The organism is Streptomyces sp. NPDC102514 (assembly GCF_055584525.1).
In genome coordinates, this window is the sequence record NZ_JBVJLW010000004.1 from 193,947 (window position 1) to 213,576 (window position 19,630).

At 68.5% G+C, this 19,630-nt stretch carries 20 protein-coding genes; 12 read left to right on the plus strand and 8 right to left on the minus strand.

The window, feature by feature from the left end; translation table 11 throughout:
- The first annotated feature begins 158 nt into the window (after nt 1–158).
- The 4 genes from ACZ60E_RS12245 (at nt 159) to ACZ60E_RS12260 (ending at nt 5,042) form a co-directional block, all read left to right on the plus strand.
- On the plus strand, nt 159–1,271 hold the full coding sequence (locus ACZ60E_RS12245) for a LacI family DNA-binding transcriptional regulator (protein ID WP_107020452.1): 1,113 nt from the start codon (nt 159–161) through the stop codon (nt 1,269–1,271).
- A 191-nt stretch (nt 1,272–1,462) separates the two neighbouring features.
- Entirely contained in the window at nt 1,463–2,689 is a 1,227-nt protein-coding gene (locus ACZ60E_RS12250) for a metallophosphoesterase (RefSeq protein WP_384807772.1), read from the plus strand.
- Between the two features lie 184 nt (nt 2,690–2,873).
- Nucleotides 2,874–3,746: a hypothetical protein gene (locus ACZ60E_RS12255; RefSeq protein ID WP_384807774.1), complete on the plus strand. Its 873-nt coding sequence runs from the start codon at nt 2,874–2,876 to the stop codon at nt 3,744–3,746.
- A 438-nt stretch (nt 3,747–4,184) separates the two neighbouring features.
- Nucleotides 4,185–5,042, plus strand: coding sequence for a helix-turn-helix domain-containing protein (locus ACZ60E_RS12260; RefSeq protein ID WP_469439899.1), 858 nt, complete (start codon nt 4,185–4,187; stop codon nt 5,040–5,042).
- 82 nt (nt 5,043–5,124) lie between these two features.
- On the opposite strand, the gene ACZ60E_RS12265 is transcribed toward ACZ60E_RS12260, so the two are convergent.
- Both ACZ60E_RS12265 and thiC read right to left on the minus strand, forming a co-directional pair.
- The gene (locus ACZ60E_RS12265; protein WP_469439901.1) at nt 5,125–5,331 is read right to left on the minus strand and encodes a DUF397 domain-containing protein; all 207 of its coding nucleotides are present in this window, start codon (nt 5,329–5,331) and stop codon (nt 5,125–5,127) included.
- Nucleotides 5,332–5,642: 311 nt separating this feature from the next.
- Nucleotides 5,643–7,532 (minus strand): phosphomethylpyrimidine synthase ThiC, encoded by a 1,890-nt coding sequence (thiC, locus tag ACZ60E_RS12270; protein ID WP_469439903.1) that lies wholly within the window; start codon nt 7,530–7,532, stop codon nt 5,643–5,645.
- Nucleotides 7,533–7,752: 220 nt separating this feature from the next.
- On the opposite strand from thiC, the gene ACZ60E_RS12275 reads away from it, so the two are divergent.
- Nucleotides 7,753–9,237 (plus strand): YibE/F family protein, encoded by a 1,485-nt coding sequence (locus ACZ60E_RS12275; RefSeq protein WP_469439905.1) that lies wholly within the window; start codon nt 7,753–7,755, stop codon nt 9,235–9,237.
- Nucleotides 9,238–9,247: 10 nt separating this feature from the next.
- On the opposite strand, the gene ACZ60E_RS12280 is transcribed toward ACZ60E_RS12275, so the two are convergent.
- The 4 genes from ACZ60E_RS12280 to ACZ60E_RS12295 form a co-directional block, all read right to left on the minus strand.
- Nucleotides 9,248–9,688, minus strand: a complete 441-nt coding sequence (locus tag ACZ60E_RS12280) for an SsgA family sporulation/cell division regulator (protein ID WP_384807784.1) — start codon at nt 9,686–9,688, stop codon at nt 9,248–9,250.
- A 99-nt stretch (nt 9,689–9,787) separates the two neighbouring features.
- Nucleotides 9,788–10,591, minus strand: coding sequence for an IclR family transcriptional regulator (locus ACZ60E_RS12285; RefSeq protein ID WP_453791290.1), 804 nt, complete (start codon nt 10,589–10,591; stop codon nt 9,788–9,790).
- A 236-nt stretch (nt 10,592–10,827) separates the two neighbouring features.
- Nucleotides 10,828–11,040, minus strand: coding sequence for a DUF5326 family protein (locus ACZ60E_RS12290; protein WP_189771436.1), 213 nt, complete (start codon nt 11,038–11,040; stop codon nt 10,828–10,830).
- Nucleotides 11,041–11,214: 174 nt separating this feature from the next.
- Nucleotides 11,215–11,532, minus strand: coding sequence for a cupin domain-containing protein (locus ACZ60E_RS12295; protein ID WP_384807789.1), 318 nt, complete (start codon nt 11,530–11,532; stop codon nt 11,215–11,217).
- 60 nt (nt 11,533–11,592) lie between these two features.
- Between ACZ60E_RS12295 and ACZ60E_RS12300 the strand changes: the two genes are divergently transcribed.
- The 5 genes from ACZ60E_RS12300 to ACZ60E_RS12320 all read left to right on the plus strand — a co-directional run bounded on the left by ACZ60E_RS12300 (nt 11,593) and on the right by ACZ60E_RS12320 (nt 15,292).
- Nucleotides 11,593–11,970, plus strand: a complete 378-nt coding sequence (locus ACZ60E_RS12300) for a phage holin family protein (protein WP_384807791.1) — start codon at nt 11,593–11,595, stop codon at nt 11,968–11,970.
- Between the two features lie 9 nt (nt 11,971–11,979).
- The gene (locus ACZ60E_RS12305) at nt 11,980–12,471 is read left to right on the plus strand and encodes a low molecular weight protein-tyrosine-phosphatase (protein ID WP_469439907.1); all 492 of its coding nucleotides are present in this window, start codon (nt 11,980–11,982) and stop codon (nt 12,469–12,471) included.
- The gene (locus tag ACZ60E_RS12310; RefSeq protein WP_469439908.1) at nt 12,468–13,622 is read left to right on the plus strand and encodes a cystathionine gamma-lyase; all 1,155 of its coding nucleotides are present in this window, start codon (nt 12,468–12,470) and stop codon (nt 13,620–13,622) included. The genes ACZ60E_RS12305 and ACZ60E_RS12310 overlap by 4 nt, the downstream gene beginning before the upstream one ends.
- 215 nt (nt 13,623–13,837) lie before the next feature.
- The gene (locus tag ACZ60E_RS12315; protein ID WP_384807797.1) at nt 13,838–14,743 is read left to right on the plus strand and encodes a LysR family transcriptional regulator; all 906 of its coding nucleotides are present in this window, start codon (nt 13,838–13,840) and stop codon (nt 14,741–14,743) included.
- Nucleotides 14,744–14,809: 66 nt separating this feature from the next.
- Entirely contained in the window at nt 14,810–15,292 is a 483-nt protein-coding gene (locus ACZ60E_RS12320; protein ID WP_189771429.1) for an NUDIX domain-containing protein, read from the plus strand.
- 122 nt (nt 15,293–15,414) lie between these two features.
- On the opposite strand, the gene ACZ60E_RS12325 is transcribed toward ACZ60E_RS12320, so the two are convergent.
- Entirely contained in the window at nt 15,415–17,181 is a 1,767-nt protein-coding gene (locus ACZ60E_RS12325) for a globin domain-containing protein (RefSeq protein ID WP_469439910.1), read from the minus strand.
- A 502-nt stretch (nt 17,182–17,683) separates the two neighbouring features.
- Between ACZ60E_RS12325 and ACZ60E_RS12330 the strand changes: the two genes are divergently transcribed.
- Both ACZ60E_RS12330 and ACZ60E_RS12335 read left to right on the plus strand, forming a co-directional pair.
- The gene (locus tag ACZ60E_RS12330) at nt 17,684–18,220 is read left to right on the plus strand and encodes a DUF2269 family protein (protein ID WP_469439911.1); all 537 of its coding nucleotides are present in this window, start codon (nt 17,684–17,686) and stop codon (nt 18,218–18,220) included.
- Nucleotides 18,221–18,225: 5 nt separating this feature from the next.
- Complete coding sequence (locus ACZ60E_RS12335) at nt 18,226–19,092, plus strand: GNAT family N-acetyltransferase (protein ID WP_469439912.1); 867 nt, start codon at nt 18,226–18,228, stop codon at nt 19,090–19,092.
- A gap of 90 nt (nt 19,093–19,182) precedes the next feature.
- Here the strand turns inward: ACZ60E_RS12335 and ACZ60E_RS12340 are convergent, their stop codons facing one another.
- On the minus strand, nt 19,183–19,602 hold the full coding sequence (locus ACZ60E_RS12340) for a GlcG/HbpS family heme-binding protein (protein ID WP_469439914.1): 420 nt from the start codon (nt 19,600–19,602) through the stop codon (nt 19,183–19,185).
- Nucleotides 19,603–19,630 lie beyond the last annotated feature (28 nt).

Genomic DNA, 19,630 nt, shown 5'->3' on the forward strand with positions numbered 1-19,630 from the left:
GCTCATGCGCGTCGACAAGTGACGTACTGCCATTGAATCGGTCAACTCCCTTGCTTTCCAAGGAAGTTAAGCACTAATGACCATGCAGAAACGTGCCTGTCAACGAGTGCATATGCGTCCGCACTACCCCACCGCATGAGCCCTACTATCGGCTCGCCATGACAGCAGCAGGGAAGCACCAGGTGAGCCGGTCGGATACCTCGCGTCGAGGAAACCGGCCGGGCCGGGCGGGCATCAGAGACGTGGCCGCGGCCGCCGGAGTCTCCATCACGACGGTCTCCGACGCCCTCAACGGCAAGGGACGGCTCCCGGACGCCACCAGACGCCATGTCCGCGAGGTCGCCGATCGGCTGGGCTACCGGCCCTCCGCGGCGGCCCGAACCCTCCGTACCGGCAAGTCGGGCCTCATCGGCCTGACCGTGACGACCTACGGGGACGAACCTTTCACCTTCACGGAGTTCGCGTACTTCGCGGAGATGGCCAGAGCCGCCACCTCGGCCGCGCTCGCCCGGGGCTACGCCCTGGTCATCCTCCCGGCGACCTCGCGCCACGACGTGTGGTCGAACGTGGCCCTGGACGGGACGGTCGTCATCGACCCCTCCGACCAGGACCCGGTCGTCAGCGAACTCGTCCGCCAGGGATTACCGGTGGTCTCGGACGGCCGCCCGGCCGGCTCCCTGCCGGTGACCGCCTGGGTGGACAACGACCACGAGGCCGCGGTCCTGGGCATCCTCGACCACCTGGCCGCCGCCGGAGCCCGCAGGATCGGCCTGCTGACCGGGACGACCACGGACACGTACACGCACCTGTCGACGACCGCGTACCTGCGCTGGTGCGAGCGCGTGGGCCAGGATCCCGTGTACGAGGCCTATCCCGCGCACGATCCGTGCGCGGGGGCGGTGGCCGCCGACCGGCTGCTCGCCCGGCCCGACCGTCCCGACGCCGTCTACGGGCTGTTCGACCCGAACGGCACCGACCTCCTCGCGGCGGCCCGGCGCTACGGCCTGCGCGTACCGGACGACCTGCTTCTCGTGTGCTGCAGCGAGTCCACCGTCTACGCCAACACCGAACCGCCCGTCACGACACTCTCGCTCAAACCGAGACGAATCGGCACGGCCGTGGTCCAGCTCCTCATCGACGCCATCGAGGGGGTCGAATCGGACCAACCGGTCGAGCAGGTGATACCGACGGAGCTGATCGTGCGCACCTCTTCCGAGCGACGGCCGCCACGGACGACCGTCAGTCCGCCGAGGTCTCCGGAGCAGGGGTGACCTCCGACGCGGAAAGGCCCTCTCAATTCGGGAGAAAACCACGGTGAACTGGGGTTCTGCTCCGATTCACCACCCCTGGGTCATCACATGGCGCGATCCGCATTCCTATGATGGGCGCACGACACCGCGGGCCGCTGCGACCAGGCAGTCCGACGCGGTGCAGATGCGGCGCGATGGTGGTGGAGGGGTCGATGACTCAGGGGGCCGGTCAGGGACCCGAGATGCGGACGCCGACGGTGCGGACGCCCACGGTGCGCGACTTCCGCGTACCGGCGTACGTCCACGAAGCCGGTCCGTACGCGCAGCCGCCCGGACCGCACCCGGCACCGCCCGGGCAGTACGACCGGCCGGCCGAACCGTACGACCGCTCCGCCGAGCCGTACGACCAGGCCGCCGACCCGTACACCGGGCCCCCGGAGCCGTACGTCCGATCCGGTTCCTACGCGGACGGGCCGCCGCACGGTACGGCCGGCGTCCCCGCCGCGGAGCCGGAGGGCTACACGCCCACGGAGCGCGATCTGCCGGTCATCAACCGCGGTGACACGGTTCAGGTGCCGGTCGACCCCGAGGCCGGGCAGATCCCGCAGCCCGAGGAGGGTCCCGGTCCGCTGTACGTCGTCGGTGACGTGCACGGCTACCTCGACGAACTCGTCTCCGCGCTGCACGAGAAGGGCCTCATCGACCTCGAAGGCCGCTGGGCGGCCGGGACCTCCCGGCTGTGGTTCCTCGGTGACTTCACCGACCGCGGGCCCGACGGGATCGGCGTCATCGACCTCGTCATGCGCCTGTCCGCCGAGGCCGCCGCGGTCGGCGGCTACTGCAAGGCGCTGATGGGCAACCACGAGCTGCTGCTCCTGGGCGCCAGGCGGTTCGGGGACACCCCCGTCAACTCCGGCGCGGGAACCGCCACCTTCCAGGCCGCCTGGCTGCTCAACGGCGGCCAGAAGACCGACATGGAGCGTCTCCAGGACCATCATCTGCAGTGGATGGCCCGCCTGGACGCGATGGAACTGGCGGACGGGCATCTGCTCGTGCACTCCGACACGACCGCCTATCTCGACTACGGCGACTCCATCGAAGCGGTCAACGACACCATTCGCGAAACCCTCACCCGCAATGACGCGGACGAGTGCTGGGACCTGTTCCGCAAGTTCACCAAGCGCTTCGCGTTCCGCGACGACGGCGGTGCGCAGGCGGTCCGCTCGCTGCTGGAGACCTACGGCGGTTCACGCATCGTCCATGGTCACAGCCCCATTCCGTACCTCAGGGGCGAGGTCGGCTCGGAGGACGGGGAGAATTCGCCGCCCCTCGCGGTCGAAGAACCTCATGTGTACGCCGACAAACTCGCGATCGCGATGGACGGCGGCGTGACCATGGCAGGAAAACTGCTGGTCCAGCAGCTTCCGCTGGACAGCTGAGCGCTCACGGGGCACGCGTCCCGCGATGGAGGACGCGTGCGGTCCGGGGGCAAATTCTGGAAACCCCCTGTCACCCTGTGCCGTCATCGCTCTACCATCGGCTTATCCGTAGCAGGCTCCCCTCCGTTTCTGCCCGACGGCTCGTCAGCATGCCGAGTCACCCAGCCCTACGGAGCATCGGGGGATGCACATGAACAGCGTTCCGCAGCACCTGCTGAGCGAGGACCGCCAAGAGTACGAGCGGATCCTCGACGAGGCGCTGCGCTCCGCACCACACCGTCCGGAACTCGCCGCTGTGGGTCAGCGGCTCAACCCCGAGCAACTGCGCACGATGGCACTCAACGCCACCGCACTCATCACGGCGGCCGCGACGAGCGAGTACCAGCACTATGTGAAGGTCCGCGAGGAACTGCGCCAGCCGGCACCGGCCGCCCCTCACGTCCGCGAAGGATCCAGCAGTTCCTCGGATCCGGGCACGAGCGCGGTGGGGCTCGCCACCGCCATGGGGGAAGTCGCCGAGACCGCGGGGGCCGGTGTCGCCGCGGTCGTCGCCGTGCTCGCCCCGGTCCTCGCCGGCACCGCCGCGGCGATCTTCCTGCTCGTCGGCTACATCCTGAAGATGCTCGACCCCGAGCCGGGCATCGCACGGACCCTCCTCACCACCGGCTGGGTCTTCGGCGCCATCACGGCCGTCTCGATCCTGGTCGCCGCGGTCGGCCTGCTCCTCGCCGCCCTGCGCAACGGCGCCAGCTCGCTCCAGGCCGATGTGCACGGCGAGCGGAACGAGGAGGTCGCTCTGGCCAGGGAGGCCTGGCACGAAGCACTCCTGGAGCGCGGCCTCATGCCGTTCCTCAGGGAGGCTCTCGCCGACCCGGGCACAGCGGCCCTCGGCCGGATGAAGCCGACGGAACCGGTCAGCCGGATGCCGCAGCTCGGCTACAACCGCCCGGGCTTCAGCAGCCCCGACGGGGGTGCCGGTACGGGCCCCCGCCCCAGCTACTCAAGCCCGGACTTCAGCAGCCCGGACTTCGGGGGCCCGGAACACGCTCCGGAGTAGGGGCGCCGAAGAGGGGCACAGAAGTAGGAGCTCCGAGGTAGGGGCGGGCTCGCCGACACAGCCCGCCCCGGCAGAAATGATCGGCGACGGACATCCGTCGTCGATCTTTTTTGTGCTTTCGGCACTCGTCCCCCTGTGCGGAGATCACCGTATACAGAGATCCACGCCCCACAGGAATTCCACTGCACCACTGGGAAATTCTCTTTTCTTGTGCGGCGCGAACCACACGACAGCACTCCTGTCGCTCTTCCGCACACATTCGCAGGTGGGCTTGTCTTATGCGCAGGCACGGAAGATGCTGTATGCCATGTGGCGATCCATCACCAGGCAGGAAGCGGACACGCACTCCGCTGTACGGCGCTGAGCAGGGTGTCGGACGGCGGAGAGGCCGTTAGCCTGCTGACCGACAACGCCGGCTGTGTGGGGACGGAGTGCCAAGTGGCCCAGGAAGATCCCGGATTCCAGCGTGCACGACTGCGGGACCGCCTGCGGAAGGCACGGGAGGGCGCGGCGCTGAAGCAGCGCGAGGTGGCCGAACAGCTCGACTGGTCACCTTCCAAGGTGATCCGCATCGAGGCGGGCACCGTCGGAGTGTCCGTGACCGATGTACGCGTTCTGCTGGGCCATTACGGAATCACCGACCAGGATCAGGTAAAGGCCCTGACCGACATGGCCCGGGCGGCGCGTCAACCGCCGTGGTGGGCGCCGTACCGCTCCTGGGTGAGCCAGGATTTCGAGACCTATCTCGGTTACGAGAGTTCGGCGTCGGTCATTCGGAACTTCGAAACCCATGTGGTGCCCGGTCTGCTGCAGACCGAGGAGTATGCCCGAGAACTCATGACACGGACCAATGCCGGCACCGAGGCGACGGAACAGCTCGTGCAGCTCAGGATCGAGCGACAGGACCGCCTTGTGCGGACCGACGGACCCGATATCTTCTGCGTCCTGGACGAAGCGGTGATCCGCAGGGCGGTGGGCTCGCGGGAGACCATGAAGAGGCAGTACGAGAAGCTGCTGGCCGTCGGTGAACTGCCGAACGTGACCGTGCGCGTCGTCCCTTTTGACGCCGGCGTCTACCGGCAGTTCCGCTCGCCCTATGTTCTCTTCGAATTTCCCGGCGACGAGGACGAGATGGTCGCCTACCTGGAGAGCGCGGATGGCGAAGTCATCATCAGCGAGAAGGCGCTGGGGCGCACGTCCCAACGCCGCCCGACCGACTATCTGGACGACTTCTGGGACGTGGAGAGGGGGGTGGCGACGGAAGTGACGAGGGAGTTCCTGTTCGGCCAGAGCTAAAGGCGCCAAGGGGAGCGTGCCACGGAGAAACATTCTGACCGCACGAACGGAATCCCGTCACCACTCGGATACGCAGGTCTCTCTACGAGGATGCCCGTAGGGAGGTGTCTCGGTCCTTCAGACCGGAGAGGAATGAGCGCCAAGCATATGCACTGAATCCCACCGATGCCCCGTCCGGGTCATTCGAATCGCGCACTGCTATCCCGCCGGTGGCGGACACCTCTACGCAGTTGCCCTCCAGGCTGGCCGAACTCTTCAGCCAGCGCACTTCAGCATCATCGAGCCCCATGCATCCCCCACACCTTCACCTACGAAAAGTGGCGATGCCTGCATTTCGGCATCGAAATCAGTATGAGCGCCGCTCTCAGCACTGCCAAGATGCTCGTGAACGCCCTACGCAGGCCATTAAATGGAGGTATATGCATAATAAACGCAATAAACGGCCGCCGTGTCGTACAAATGGCTGGCCGAAAAGAATCCGGGATTGCTTCTACGGGCCGGATCACCGAGGTCCTGGTAATGATCGTCCAAGACCTCGGCGTCGCGGCACCATGCCCTATCGGTCGGCCGGAGGTGCGCCGAACCGATGGACGGCGAGGTTCAGTCGGCCATGGGCAGATAGACCCGGTTGCCCGCAGCAGCGAACTCCTTGGACTTCTGGAGCATCCCGTCGGCGACCTCTTCGGGTGAGGCTCCCGCGTCCGCCGTACCGCCGAACTGCTCGTTGATGCTGTGGCTGATCTTCATCGAGCAGAATTTCGGCCCGCACATGGAGCAGAAGTGCGCCGTCTTGGCCGGTTCGGCCGGCAGCGTCTCGTCGTGGAACTCCCGGGCGGTGTCGGGATCCAGGGCCAGGTTGAACTGGTCCTCCCAGCGGAACTCGAAGCGGGCGTCCGACAACGCGTCGTCCCACTCCTGTGCGCCCGGATGTCCCTTGGCGAGGTCCGCCGCGTGAGCCGCGATCTTGTAGGTGATGACACCCGTCTTGACGTCGTCGCGGTTGGGCAGGCCCAGGTGCTCCTTGGGCGTGACGTAGCAGAGCATCGCCGTGCCCCACCAGGCGATCATCGCGGCACCGATGCCGGAGGTGATGTGGTCGTACGCAGGCGCGATGTCGGTCGTCAGCGGGCCGAGCGTGTAGAACGGCGCCTCCTCGCAGATCTCCTGCTGAAGGTCGATGTTCTCCTTGATCTTGTGCATCGGGACATGTCCCGGGCCCTCGATCATGGTCTGTACGTGGAAACGCTTCGCGACCTTGTTGAGCTCCCCCAGGGTCCGCAACTCCGCGAACTGCGCGGCGTCGTTGGCGTCCGCGATCGACCCGGGCCGCAGCCCGTCACCGAGCGAGTACGTGACGTCGTACGCGGCAAGGATCTCGCAGAGCTCCTCGAAGTGCTCGTACAGGAACGACTCCTTGTGGTGCGCGAGGCACCACGCCGCCATGATCGAGCCGCCGCGCGAGACGATGCCGGTCTTGCGGTTCGCGGTCAGCGGGACGTACGGCAGCCGCACACCCGCGTGGACGGTCATGTAGTCCACGCCCTGTTCGGCCTGCTCGATGACCGTGTCCTTGTAGATCTCCCAGGTGAGTTCCTCGGCGCGTCCGTCGACCTTCTCCAGCGCCTGGTAGAGGGGGACCGTGCCGATGGGGACGGGGGAGTTGCGCAGCACCCACTCGCGGGTGGTGTGGATGTTGCGGCCGGTCGACAGGTCCATCACCGTGTCGGCGCCCCAACGCGTCGCCCAGGTCATCTTGTCGACCTCCTCCTCGATGGAGGAGGTGACCGCGGAGTTGCCGATGTTGGCGTTGACCTTCACCAGGAATCGCTTGCCGATGATCATCGGCTCGATCTCGGGATGGTTGACGTTGGCCGGCAGCACGGCCCGGCCCGCCGCGATCTCCTCACGGACGACCCCGGGGTCGACGTTCTCCCGGATGGCCACGTACTCCATCTCCGGCGTGACCTCGCCCCGCCGTGCGTAGGCGAGTTGGGTCACCGCCTCCCCGTCACGGCTCCGGCGGGGCAGCCGCGGACGCCCCGGGAAGACCGCGTCGAGGTTGCGCAGTCCGCCGCGCGGCGAGGTGTGCTTGATCCCGTCATCCTCGGGGCTCACGGGACGGCCCGCGTACTCCTCGGTGTCGCCACGGGCGATGATCCAGTTGTCGCGCAGGGGTGTCAGACCCCTGCGTACATCGGTGTCGACGACCGGATCGGTGTACGGGCCGGAGGTGTCGTACAGAGTGACCGACTCGCCGTTGGTGAGATGCACCTGACGGACCGGCACCCGCAGATCGGGGCGCGAGCCCGCGACATACGCCTTGTGCCAGCCGATGGACTTCGCGGTTTCGGACTTCCCGGCTTCGCCGTTCCCGGGCGAAGCGGCTGCGCCGCCGTTCTCGGCCGCTGCGGACACCTCGGTGCCGTCGACCGGAGCGTGCGCCCCGCCCGTCTGGCTGGAGGCAGGCGTGCGTACGTCCTTGTTGGTCATGAGACCTACTCCCTACGCCGGCATTACCCGGTAACAGGTTCGGCGGTCGACGCAGCGTTTCCCGTCCGGCGATGTTCCACGTGAAACATCGCGGATACGGAGGTCAGCGCCCTCTCAGCCCGGTGCTCCGAGCTCCCGCGTGTGCAAAGGTGCTTCCACGCTAGCGTCACAATGGGCGCGGTGAACAGTGGGCCCCTCTCGTTCTTGCGATGATCGGTCGGTGACCACGACGCAGCAGCCCCCACTTCCGCCGTCCGAACCGCCCCACGGACACGGCCACGACGGCCACGGTCACGGCGGACCTGGACAGGGACCCCATGGCCCCGGAGGCGGTGGCGACCGGCCCGGCGGCGACGGACCTGTGGGTGGCGGGCACGGCCACTCGCACAGTCATGGCCCCGCGGCTCCTGTCTCCATGCATCTGCGCAAGATCATCGCGGCGGTGCTGATTCCTTTCGCCGCGGCGGTCGTTGTCGGTCTCGCGGTGCTCTGGCCGGGCGGTGCCCCCGGCCATGAGCGCACGGGCGTCGGCTTCGACCGGCAGACCCAACAGGCCAGCGTGACCAAGGTCGACAAGGTCGACTGCAAGTCCGTGAACGCCTCGGGCGGGACTCCGACCGGCGACACCTCCACGGCCGAGGGCTCATCGGCTCAGCAGCAGGACTCGGGCACCTGCAAGAAGGCGACGATCCGGGTCGACTCCGGCAAGGACAAGGGCCGTACCTTCACGGAGATCGTCCAGCCGGACTCCTCACGGCAGTTGGAGCAGGGCCAGGAGGTGATCGTGGCGTACGCGCCCGACGCCCCCAAGGAACTCCAGTACTCGGTCACCGATGTGAACCGCACGTTCCCCATGGCGCTGCTCGCCGGCATCTTCGCCCTCGCCGTGGTCGTGGTGGGCCGGATGCGCGGTGTCATGGCACTGATCGCCCTGGCCGTCAGCTTCCTGATCCTGACGTTCTTCATCCTGCCCGCGATCCTTCAGGGGTCGAATCCGCTGGTCGTGGCGGTGGTCGGGGCCAGCGCCATCATGCTGATCGCGCTCTACATGTGCCACGGTCTCTCGGCCCGGACATCGGTCGCCGTACTGGGCACCCTGCTGTCCCTGGTGCTGATCGGACTGCTCGGCTCACTGTTCATCGACTGGGCCGCGCTGACCGGCAACACCGATGACAACACCGGCCTGATCCACGGTCTCTACCCGTCCATCGACATGAGCGGTCTGCTGCTCGCGGGTGTCATCATCGGTTCGCTCGGCGTGCTCGACGACGTCACGGTGACGCAGACGTCGGCGGTCTGGGAACTGCACGAGGCCAACCCGACGATGGGCTGGCGCGGGCTGTACCGGGCCGGCATCCGCATCGGCCGCGACCACATCGCGTCCGTCGTCAACACGCTCGTCCTCGCCTACGCCGGCGCGGCGCTGCCTCTGCTGCTGCTCTTCTCCATCGCGCAGAGCAGCGTGGGGACTGTCGCCAACAGTGAACTGGTGGCCGCGGAGATCGTCCGTACCCTCGTCGGCTCGATCGGGCTGGTCGCCTCGGTTCCGGTCACCACGGCTCTCGCGGCCCTGGTGGTCTCGGCCGACCGCCCGGGTGACGCTGCCCCGGCCCAGCAGCCGCAGCCACAACAACCTCAGCCGCAGGCCCAGTCGGGCTCGAAGGCGCCGCTGCGCGGTGGAAGCGGCCGTCGCCGCAAGCACTGAGCCCGCCGCGTCACCCCGTGCTCTGCTCCTCCGCCAGGATGCGGTCCAGGGCCTCGTCCAGATGGGTGTCGAAGTCGGCGAGGGAGCGCTCCTGGCCCAGCGGGACCAGCCGGTCCGTACGGTCGAGGAACGCCAGCAGCGGCGCCGTACCGCAGCGGAACAGGGCCTGGTCGACGCCCACCTGGAGCCGGATCAGCACATCGCCGAAACCCTCGGAGTCCGAGGGAGTGATGTGCACGTCTCCGTCCCCGCACGGTCGGCCCACCCCGTCGATCAGCAGCTCCCGGCCGAAGGCCCAGGTCACCGGAGCGTCGCCGGGCAGGTGGAAGGTCAGACGCACGGCATAGGGATCACAGGTCTCGTAACGCAGCTCCACCGGAATGCGGAAGGAGAGCTCCTCCGAGACGACGAAGCTCATCATGACCTCTGCCTGTACTACCGACTCGCGCATCGCCTACCCCGTCGTTTGCCGTCCATGGCCGGGAATCGTCCACCTAAACACTTCTGGCATCTTGCTGAACGTGTACACCAGATCACAAGGAGTGAGTTTTCAGATGCTGATAGAGACCGCGAGTGTCCCCAGCAGCGTGTCGATCTCACCCTGCAGTCGCCGGGCCGCGGGCAGCAGCCGTTCTGCCTGGTGGGAGGGCATGGAGATGGCCACCGTGGCGGCCGTGCTGCCCAGCGTGAGCGGGATCGCGGCGCAGACCGTGCCCAGCGCGTACTCCTGACGTTCGATCACCGGTTGCATGCGTCCGGCCGATTCGAGACGGCGAATCATGGTCTGATCGTCACGCACCGTGTACGGCGTGACGGATCGCACGGGATAGCGGTCGAGGTGGTTCCTGCGCCCCTCCCTGTCGAGCTGGGACAGCAGACACTGGCCGATCGCGTGCGCGTGCCCCGTCTCCCGGAAGTCCGCCCACTCCTCGACCGCTGGATTGCCCGGGGTGTCGGCGACGCACTCGACCTCGATCTCCCCGCCGCGGTAGACCGCGTAGTAGACGGGCGCACCGATCGAATCGCGCCAGCTTCCCAGGGCGTCGGCGATGGTGCTGCGACGTTTCTGCTGGGCGCCGCTGCGGCTCAGCCGCTCGGCCGCCTCGCCGAGGAAGAACAACCCCTTCTCGCGGCGCAGATATCCCTCGTGCACCAGGGTGCGCAGCAGGTGGTACGCCGTGGGGAGAGCGAGTCCGGCCTCGCGGGCCAGTTGCTTCGCGGGTGCTCCGTGCTCGTGACGCGCGACGGACTCCAGAAGACGCATCGCACGCTGCACCGAACCGATGAGGGTCGTGGGATGCGGCTCGGAAGCCGAAACCTTCGGTCCTGCGGGTGCGGTGTCCACCGTGGCCAAAGGTCACTCCCGAAGCGCGAGGGGGCCGCCCGTGCGAGGGTGACACGGGAGGGTTCGAAACGCCGCTCCCGAGGATCAACCCCGCGGCGAGTTCCGGACTTTAACCGTCTGCCACCGATCGCCGACGACATGCCTCGAAAACTTCCCCCACCCGAGGGAACCGACGGCCCCCTGCGGCGGTGAGGGCCTGCCGGACGGCGGGGTCCGGCGGATCATCTGTCCCCCGCGCCACCCGACTACCAGTCGCTCCTCGACGAGGAGCCCGACATGAACTTCCGTACGACGTAGATCAGTCCGCCGACCAGTGCCACGAAGAGCAGCAGCTTGAAGAGCAGGCCGATCACGAATCCGACGACGCTCGCTATCAGGCCGCCGAAGACGACCAGAGCGATGACCGGCACCGCGACCCACTTAACCCACCACGGCATCCCCGCGAAGATCTCTCGCATCGCCCTTGTTCCTTGTCTCTCTGCCCGTTTCCGAGGGCTGTCCCTGATCGTTCCCGCCGTGCCGGCGGGCCACGAACGTCCTGCCTCGATGCTAGGCGCGGCAGGGGTGCCGGCGGGGGCCTCGCACCCCTTGTCTCCCCCTGAGCGTTCCCCTAGGGAACCCTGAGGCCGACGTCAGCTCTCCGGCGGAGAGAAGACCACGACGACCCGCAGATCCTCGCTGATGTGGTGGAACTTGTGCGCCACCCCCGCGGGTACGTACACGACGCTGCCGCGCGCCACCTGGGTCGTCTCCATGCCGACCGTGATCGCGGCACGGCCGCTGACGACGAGATACACCTCGTCCTGGCTGTGGGGCTGCTGCGGGTCCTGTGCGCCCGCGTCCAGCGCGTACAGGCCGACCGACATGTTCTTCTCGCGCAGGAACTGGAGGTACGCGCCGTCGTTGGCGGCGCGCTCCGCCTCCAGTTCGTCCAGCCGGAATGCCTTCATCGCTCTGGTCCGCCCTTGCCCCGCTGCTCGTATCCGATCTCTTCTGTCACGATCAGACACATGAAGAATTTTGTAGTCAAGACGATCGCCAACGCGGGCGCCCTGGCGGTCGCGGTGTGGCTGCTCGACAAGATCACCCTGAGCGGTGACAGCAAGGGCAAGGAGATCGGCACGCTGCTGCTCGTAGCGCTGCTGTTCGGACTGGTGAACTTCCTGGTCAAGCCGGTCGTGAAGGTCCTCACCTTCCCGCTGTTCATCCTCACGCTCGGCCTGATCACGCTGGTGGTCAACGCCCTGATGCTGCTGCTCACCTCGTGGCTGGCGGACAAGCTCGACCTGAGCTTCCACGTCGACGGTTTCTGGACCGCCGTCCTGGGCGGCCTGATCATCTCGGTCGTCTCCTGGGCCCTGAACGTCGTCCTTCCCGACGAGGACTGAGCGACCCCGATGCCCTATCGCGTGTGCTTCGTATGCACCGGCAACATATGCCGCTCCCCGATGGCCGAATCCGTCTTCCGCGCGCGGGTGGCCGAGGTGGGCCTCGACGGTCTGGTCGAGGTGGACAGCGCGGGTACCGACGGCTGGCACGAGGGTGACGGCGCCGACCCGCGCACCGTCTCCGTGCTGGAGACGAACGGCTACGGCAGCGGCCATGCGGCCCGACGGTTCCGGCCCGACTGGTTCTCCCGGCTCGACCTGGTGATAGCCCTCGACTCCGGCCACCTCAAAGCCCTGCGCCGGCTCGCACCGACCCCGGCCGACGCCGAGAAGGTCCGGCTGCTCCGCTCGTACGACACCGCCGCCGGCGCCGATCTCGACGTACCTGATCCCTATTACGGGGGGATGGACGGTTTCGAGGAGTGTCTTGAGATGGTGGAGGGGGCGAGCACCGGACTGCTCGCCGCTGTACGCGAGCAAGTGGAGGAACAGGCGGCATGACGAATTCTTTCGAGGAAGCGGGTTCCGAGGGAGTGGGTGACGGCACGCGTGCCGTGCGGGCGGGGCTGCCCGAGCCGGTCAAGCACGAGCCGACCCTCCCCGGCCCGGTCTTCGCCGCCCACTTCCATCTGCCGGGCGAGCCCACCGGCGCCTACACCTACGGACGCGACGAGAACCCGACCTGGACCCACCTGGAGCGCGCCATCGGCGAGCTGGAGGCTCCGGGCCGGGACGGCGTCGAGACGCTCGTCTTCGCCTCCGGCATGGCCGCCATCTCGGCCGTCCTCTTCTCCCAGCTGAGCGCTGGCGACACGGTCGTGCTGCCCGACGACGGCTACCAGGTCCTGCCGCTCGTACGCGGACAGCTGGAGGCGTACGGCATCGAGGTGCGCACGGCGCCGACCGGCGGCGACGCCCAGCTCGACGTCCTCGACGGAGCGAAGCTGCTGTGGATCGAGACCCCGTCGAACCCGGGGCTCAACGTGTGCGACGTGCGACGGCTCGTCGAGGCCGCCCACGCGCGCGGCACGCTCGTCGCCGTCGACAACACCCTGGCGACGCCGCTCGGGCAGCGGCCGCTGGAGCTGGGCGCGGACTTCTCCGTGGCCAGCGGCACCAAGCAGCTCACGGGGCACGGAGACGTCCTCCTGGGGTACGTCACGGGCGTCGACGCCTCGGCGATGGCCTCCGTACGACGCTGGCGCAAGATCGTCGGGGCGATCCCGGGCCCCATGGAGGCATGGCTCGCGCACCGATCGCTCGCCACGCTGCAGATGCGCGTGGACCGGCAGAACGCGAGCGCCCAGGTGATCGCCGAGACACTGCGGGACTGGCCCGAGGAGCTCGGGGTCCGTTATCCCGGACTGCCCGGCGACCCTTCGCACAAGATCGCCTCGCAGCAGATGCGGCGCTTCGGGTGCGTGGTGTCGTTCACCCTGCCCACGCGCGCGCGTGCCGACCGTTTCCTCGACGCGCTGCGGCTCGTGGACGACGCGACGAGCTTCGGCGGGGTGCGGTCAACCGCCGAGCGGCGCGGGCGCTGGGGCGGCGACGCGGTCCCGGAGGGCTTCATCCGTTTCTCGGTCGGCGCCGAGGACCCGGAGGATCTGGTGGCCGATGTCCGGCGGGCGCTCGACGAGTCCGCGAAGTAGGCACCTGCTGAGTGACCGGCCAGTAACGGCACTACGCACAACGGACGGTCCGAGCCTCCCCCCTCGTGGCTCGGACCGCCCCGGTTCTCTGCGCTAAGAACCGCGCGAACAAGGCTAGTTGACTCTGTGTCAGTGTCCAATCACGGTAGCGACAGGGGGCTATCGACTTATTTATAGTTGGGGGCTTCCGGCACGCTGGAGATCGAAGGGAAGCCATGGATCTGGCCCTGCTGCGGACCTTTGTGACCGTGCATCGGGCCGGCTCCTTCACCCGCGCCGCCGCCCTGCTCGGCCTCTCCCAGCCGGCCGTCACCTCACAGATCCGCACGCTCGAACGGCAGCTTGGACGCCCCCTGTTCCTGCGCCAGGCCCGCGGGGTGACCCCCACCACCATCGGGGACGAACTCGCCCACAAGGCCGCCCCGCATCTCGACGCCCTCGTGGAGATCACCGAGACCGGCCTCGACGCGGACTCCTCCGTGCGCACCCTCCACCTCGCCGGGCCACCGGAGTTCACCGCCGAGCGCGCGCTGCCCGCACTCACCGAGCTGATCGGCGACGACGGTCACGGCTTCGCGCTGCGGGCCTCCTTCGGCAATGCGGAGGAAACGCTGGAAGGGCTCGCTGCCGGGCATCACGATCTGGCCATCAGCACGGCACGCCCCCGGGGCTCCCTGCTCACCGCGACTCCGCTCTGCGACGAGGAGCACATGCTGGTCGCCGCCCCGCGCTGGATCGCCCGTATCGACTCCGACAAGTTACGGCTCCAGGGCGCGCCAGCCCTGGAGAACCTGCCCGTGGTCGAGGTGCACGAGTCGCTGCCGTTCATCGCCCGCTACTGGGCTTCCGTCTTCGACTCCCTGCCCGCCGCGTCGGGCACCGTCATCGTTCCCGACCTGCGGGCCGTGCTCGCCTGCGCCACCACCGGCGCGGGACTCGCGGTCCTGCCGCGCTATCTGTGCGGACCGGCTCTGGAGCGGGGCGACGTGGTGGCGCTGAGCGAACCGACGGTCCCGCCCCTTCGTACGTACTTCCTGGTGGTACGGACCGGCACATTGGCCATGCCGCATATCGCGCGGGCTCACGAGTGGCTGATGCGTGCCGCTACCGGCTGGTCGTGACGCAGAAGCGCCGCCTCGTCCGGGCGGCGATGTTTCACGTGGAACCAACCGGGCCACATTCCTCCCATGACCGACCGACCCGTGGTCAAGCGCACCGCCCGGGCCGTCCTGCTGGACGGCGACGACTTGATCTTGATCAAGCGGACCAAACCCGGCGTCGATCCCTACTGGCTGACGCCCGGCGGCGGCGTCGAGCCCGAGGACACGACCGTCGTCGACGCGCTCCACCGTGAAGTGCACGAGGAACTCGGCGCCAAGATCACCGATGTCGTGCCGTGCTTCGTCGACACCGTCGAGCACATCGGCGAGGACAGCAGCTCGACCGGGGTGAAGGTGCAGCACTTCTTCGTCTGCCACCTGGAGTCGATGGATCCCTCGCTCCGCCACGGCCCCGAGATCGAAGAGCCCTGCGGCGACTACGAGATCGTGCGGATCCCCTTCACGCGCGTGGGCATCGCCTCCGTCCACCTCGTACCGCTGTCTCTGCGGCACTATCTCGACGGGAACATCGAGGGCGTACGGGCGATGCAGGCACCCGACTTGGGCTGACGTCCAGCGGGCAGCCCCGCTGTTTGCCCCTGGTTGCCCCCTGGTTGCCCCGCTGACGCGAGCCGGGGCCGAGGCCTGGGTCCGGCCCCGTCGGGTCCCGTCCTGTGCCGTCCGGACCGGTGTCAGTCGCGTGCCGCTACCAGGTCCTCCACCGCGTCGTGACGGATCCGTGCCGACGGGATACCGATGTCCCGGAGTGCGTCCACGCCGTTGCGGATCATGCCGGGCGGGCCCGAGAGATAGGCGTCGTACTCGTTCCACGGACCGTATTCGCGGACCGCGTCGGGCAGTTGGAGATGTGCCTGCTGGTCGACGATGGGACGCACCGAGAGCCATGAGTGGCTCTGCTGGAGCCGGAGCATGGTGTCGATGTCGTACAGGTCGTGATCGGTGCGGGCCCCGTAGAAGACCTCGACCGGGCGCCTCTGCCCGTGCTCGGCGACGTCCTCGACCAGTGCCTTGATCGGCGCGATGCCGGTGCCGCCGCCCAGGCAGAGCAGTCCGCTGTCGGTGGTGTGGTCGACGGTCATCGAGCCCGCGGGCGGGCCGAGCCTGACGATGTCGCCGGGACGGGCCCGGTGCACCAGCGCGCTGGAGACCCAGCCCGCCGGAACCGCCTTCACGTGGAACGACAGCAGGCCGTCCGAGCGGGGCGCGGAGGCGAACGAGTAGTGCCGCCAGACGCGGGGCCACCACGGGGTCTCCAGGCTCGCGTACTGGCCGGCGAGGAAGGGGTACGGCTGATCGGGGCGCACCGTGACGACAGCGACGTCCGGGGTCCTCAGATCGTGCGAGATCACCTCGGCGTACCACCAGGCCGGCGCACGCAGTTCGTCCGCCGCGGCGGCGTCGATCATGACCTGGGAGATCTTCGTGTACGCCCTGACCCAGGCCGCCTCGGTCTCCCCGTCCCAGACCGTCCCGGCGAACCGGCTGAGCGCACCGAGAAGGCACTCCCCGACGGCGGGGTAGTGCTCGGGGCGTGTGCCGTACTTGCGGTGGCCGCGGCCGAGGTTCTGCAGATACGAGACCAGGACCTCGGTGTTGTCGATGTGCTCGGCCGCTGTCAGCAGGGCCTTGAGCAGCCGGTCCCGCTGGGTGTCCATCGCGGCCGGGAACAGGGGGCGCAGGTCGGGATGGCGGACGAAGAGCAGCGCGTAGAAGTACGAGGTGACCTTGTCAGCGACGGGCGCCACCTCGGCCATGGTGCGGCGGATGAGGACGGCGTCGGGGGAAGCGGGCCTCGCGGGTGCTTGCACGGGCGCGGGCACCGAGTCGGGGGCGGGCGCGGAGGCCGCTGCGGGGGCTGCTGTGGGGGCCTGGACCGGAGTGGGGGCGGCTGGTGTGGGGGCCGCGAAGTGAGGGGGCCGTCGGCCGGGGACGGCGTGCTCGTGGTCCGGATGTTCAAGGCCCGGATTCGGCGGAGGGGGAGGGCCGTTGTGCGTCACCGCGAGGGGTGTCGCCTCGCGTGTCGCCTGCGGGGGCACCGACGCGACGGGACGAGCTGGGCCTTCGCTCCCGCCGGGGGCGCCTCCGCGGCCGGAGCCAGGGCCCGGGCCGAGGTCGGGGCCGGTTCGAGCGGCATCGATTCGGTCGGCGTCGGTTCGGGCGGCATCGGTTCGGGCGGCGTCGGTTCGATCCGTGTCCGGTCCGGGCTCCGCCTTGGAGGGTATTCGCCGCGGCGACGCGTCGCTCTCTCCCGTCGCAGACCTGCGGACGGGCCGCAACGCGGCCAGGCGCCGCCCCTCGGTCGCCCCCTGCTCGCCGCCCGCGGGCGGGTCCGGTGGCGTGTGCGGTGTGAACCAGCCGCCTCCGCCGCCACCCCCTGAAGTGCCGTTGTCGGCCGACGTGGTGGTCGGAGCGTCCATGCTGTGCCTCGCCTCGAACATCTTTCGGTCGGTCTGCGCACCTCCTCGATCGGAAGATGCCTGCTTTCCCCCCGCAGACTGCTTACTTCGCCCCGTTCCGTCCTGTCGGCCAATGCGCCCATAGTGGACCGCGTCATCGCACACTGGGGACAAGTGAGCCGAGAATGTGACATTGGCCGCACTACAGCCAAGTCAGCATCCCACCCAATACCACCAGCCGGTCGCGTAACCGGAAATGCGGGTATTCGATCTTTCTGTCCCGTTAGGCTGCATTGCCCTGTGATCGCCCCGACATGATGTGCGGACACCTCGTCGGACACGAACCGGAGTCGACCATACCGGCCGCGGTCCGACGCACAAGTCCCCACTTCCTTACGTCAGGAATTGCGTGGTGGACGTCTCACCAATTCTTTCAATTCCCGGGCGGAGCAAGCCAATTCACAGGGTGTACGCCGAGGCTAGTACGCGGGGTTACTCCCGCCGTCAGATGTCATAGCCGCTCGCGCCCAGCACGGTGTTTCACGTGAAACTAAGCCGCCCCGCGCGCCGGGCCAACCTCGTCGTCCATGTAGCCGCGTCCGCGTGCTGGCTCGGGCTCACGCTCGGGCTGCTCGCCCTGGGAATCACCGCGACCACCACAGGGTCCGCGATGACCGTGGCAGCCTCTGTCCGTGCCATGAAGACCTTTGCCGACTGGCTTCTGCTCCCCCTCGCGTTTCTCACGTTCTTCACCGGCCTGGTGCTGTCCCTGGGCACGCCGTGGGGGCTGGCGAGGCACCGGTGGGTCTACACGAAGTTCTGGCTGACTCTGGCCACTGCCACGGCCACGGTTCTCGCCCTGCGCCCCGGGGTCGACACCGCGGTCGCCGCGGTGTCGGACGGAGGACCGCTGCCCGACCCCGGTGACGTCCTGTTCGGACCGATCGTCTCACTGTGCGCGTATCTCTTCATGACGGTGATCTCGCTCCTCAAGCCCTGGGGGCTGACCCGGCGTGGGCAAAGGATGCGTACGGCCGCCCGCAAACCGGTGGACGCGGGAGCCGCCCGTCGGACAGCCTGACCTGCGTGCCGACTCCTTCCGCCGCCGCTCTGCCCATCCGTCGTCTGACGCCTCGCGATCTCTCCGCCTGCGCCGACCTCTCCGAGAACCGGGACTGGCCCCGCGAGGAACACAAGTGGGGTCTGCTGCTCGCGGCCGGCACGGGCTACGGCATCGACGACCCCGGCGGAGGCCTTGTCTCCGCCTGCGTCGTGACCGCTTACGGGCCCCGGGAACAGCCGGATCTGACAGCCATCGGCATGGTGCTGGTCGCCGAGCGGTACGCACGCCAGGGCATCGGGCGCCGCCTCATGCGCCATGTCGTGGCCGAGCTGGGGACGACCCCGGTGACCCTGCACGCGACGCCGTACGGGCGCCCTCTGTACGAGGAACTGGGCTTCAAGACCATCGGACGCGCCGAGATGGTCCGTGGCCGCTTCAATCCTGTGGGCCCGGAGCCCGAGGTGGCCACGCGCGCGGCCACGGCCGAGGATCTCGTCACGATCCTCCGCCTCGACGAGGAGGTCTTCGGCACGGACCGGACGCACATGATCACGCGGCTGCCCGCCTTCTCCGACCAACTGCGCGTCGCCGAGAAGGACGGCCGGATCATCGGGTACGCGGCCGCCTGGCCCAACATGGACAGCCATGTCGTGGGCCCGCTGATCGCCCGGGACACCGAGACGGCGAAGGCTCTCATCGCCTCGCTGGCCTCGCGTACCGACCGTCCCCTGCGCACGGACATCGATGTACGCCATGAGGAACTGCTGGCGTGGGTCAAGGAGCGCGGGCTCGCCTCCCTGAGTTTCAACGCGGTCATGACGTACGGCATCGGGGAGTTGCCCGGCGACTGGACACGGCGGTTCGCTCCGCTCACCGTGGCCGCGGGCTGAACCCGGCGACACGGGCTGAACCGCGCGAACCGCCCGCTCTGGGATGAGCGGGCGGTTCGTCGGTACGGGACGCTCCGGGCGCCTGCCCTCCTACGCGAGGGTCTGCAGCGCTGCGGAGGCGAAGCCGTGGTCCTGCTCCGGGGCGCCGCCACCGACGCCGATCGCGCCGATCAGGCGGCCGTCGCGGTGGACCGGCACACCGCCGGCGATGAACAGGAGCGGGCGGTCGAGCGCGGTCGGCAGGGTGTGGAAGAGCCCTCCGGGCTGGACCGCCTCGACGAGATCCGCGGTGGGAGTGCCGAGCTGCAGCGCCGTGTACGCCTTGCGGGTGCTGGTCTCGCCCGAGATCAGGACCGCCCGGTCGTCCCGCCGGAAGGCGAGCAGGTGGCCGCCCGCGTCGAGGACCGTGACGCTGACCTTGACGTCCGCGGCTTCCGCGGCACGACGGGCGGCCGTGACGAGCGCCTCGGCGTCCTGGATGGTCAGCGGGGTGACGGTGGTGGTGTTCATGAGGGGTTTCTCCTTGCGAGATGGTGCG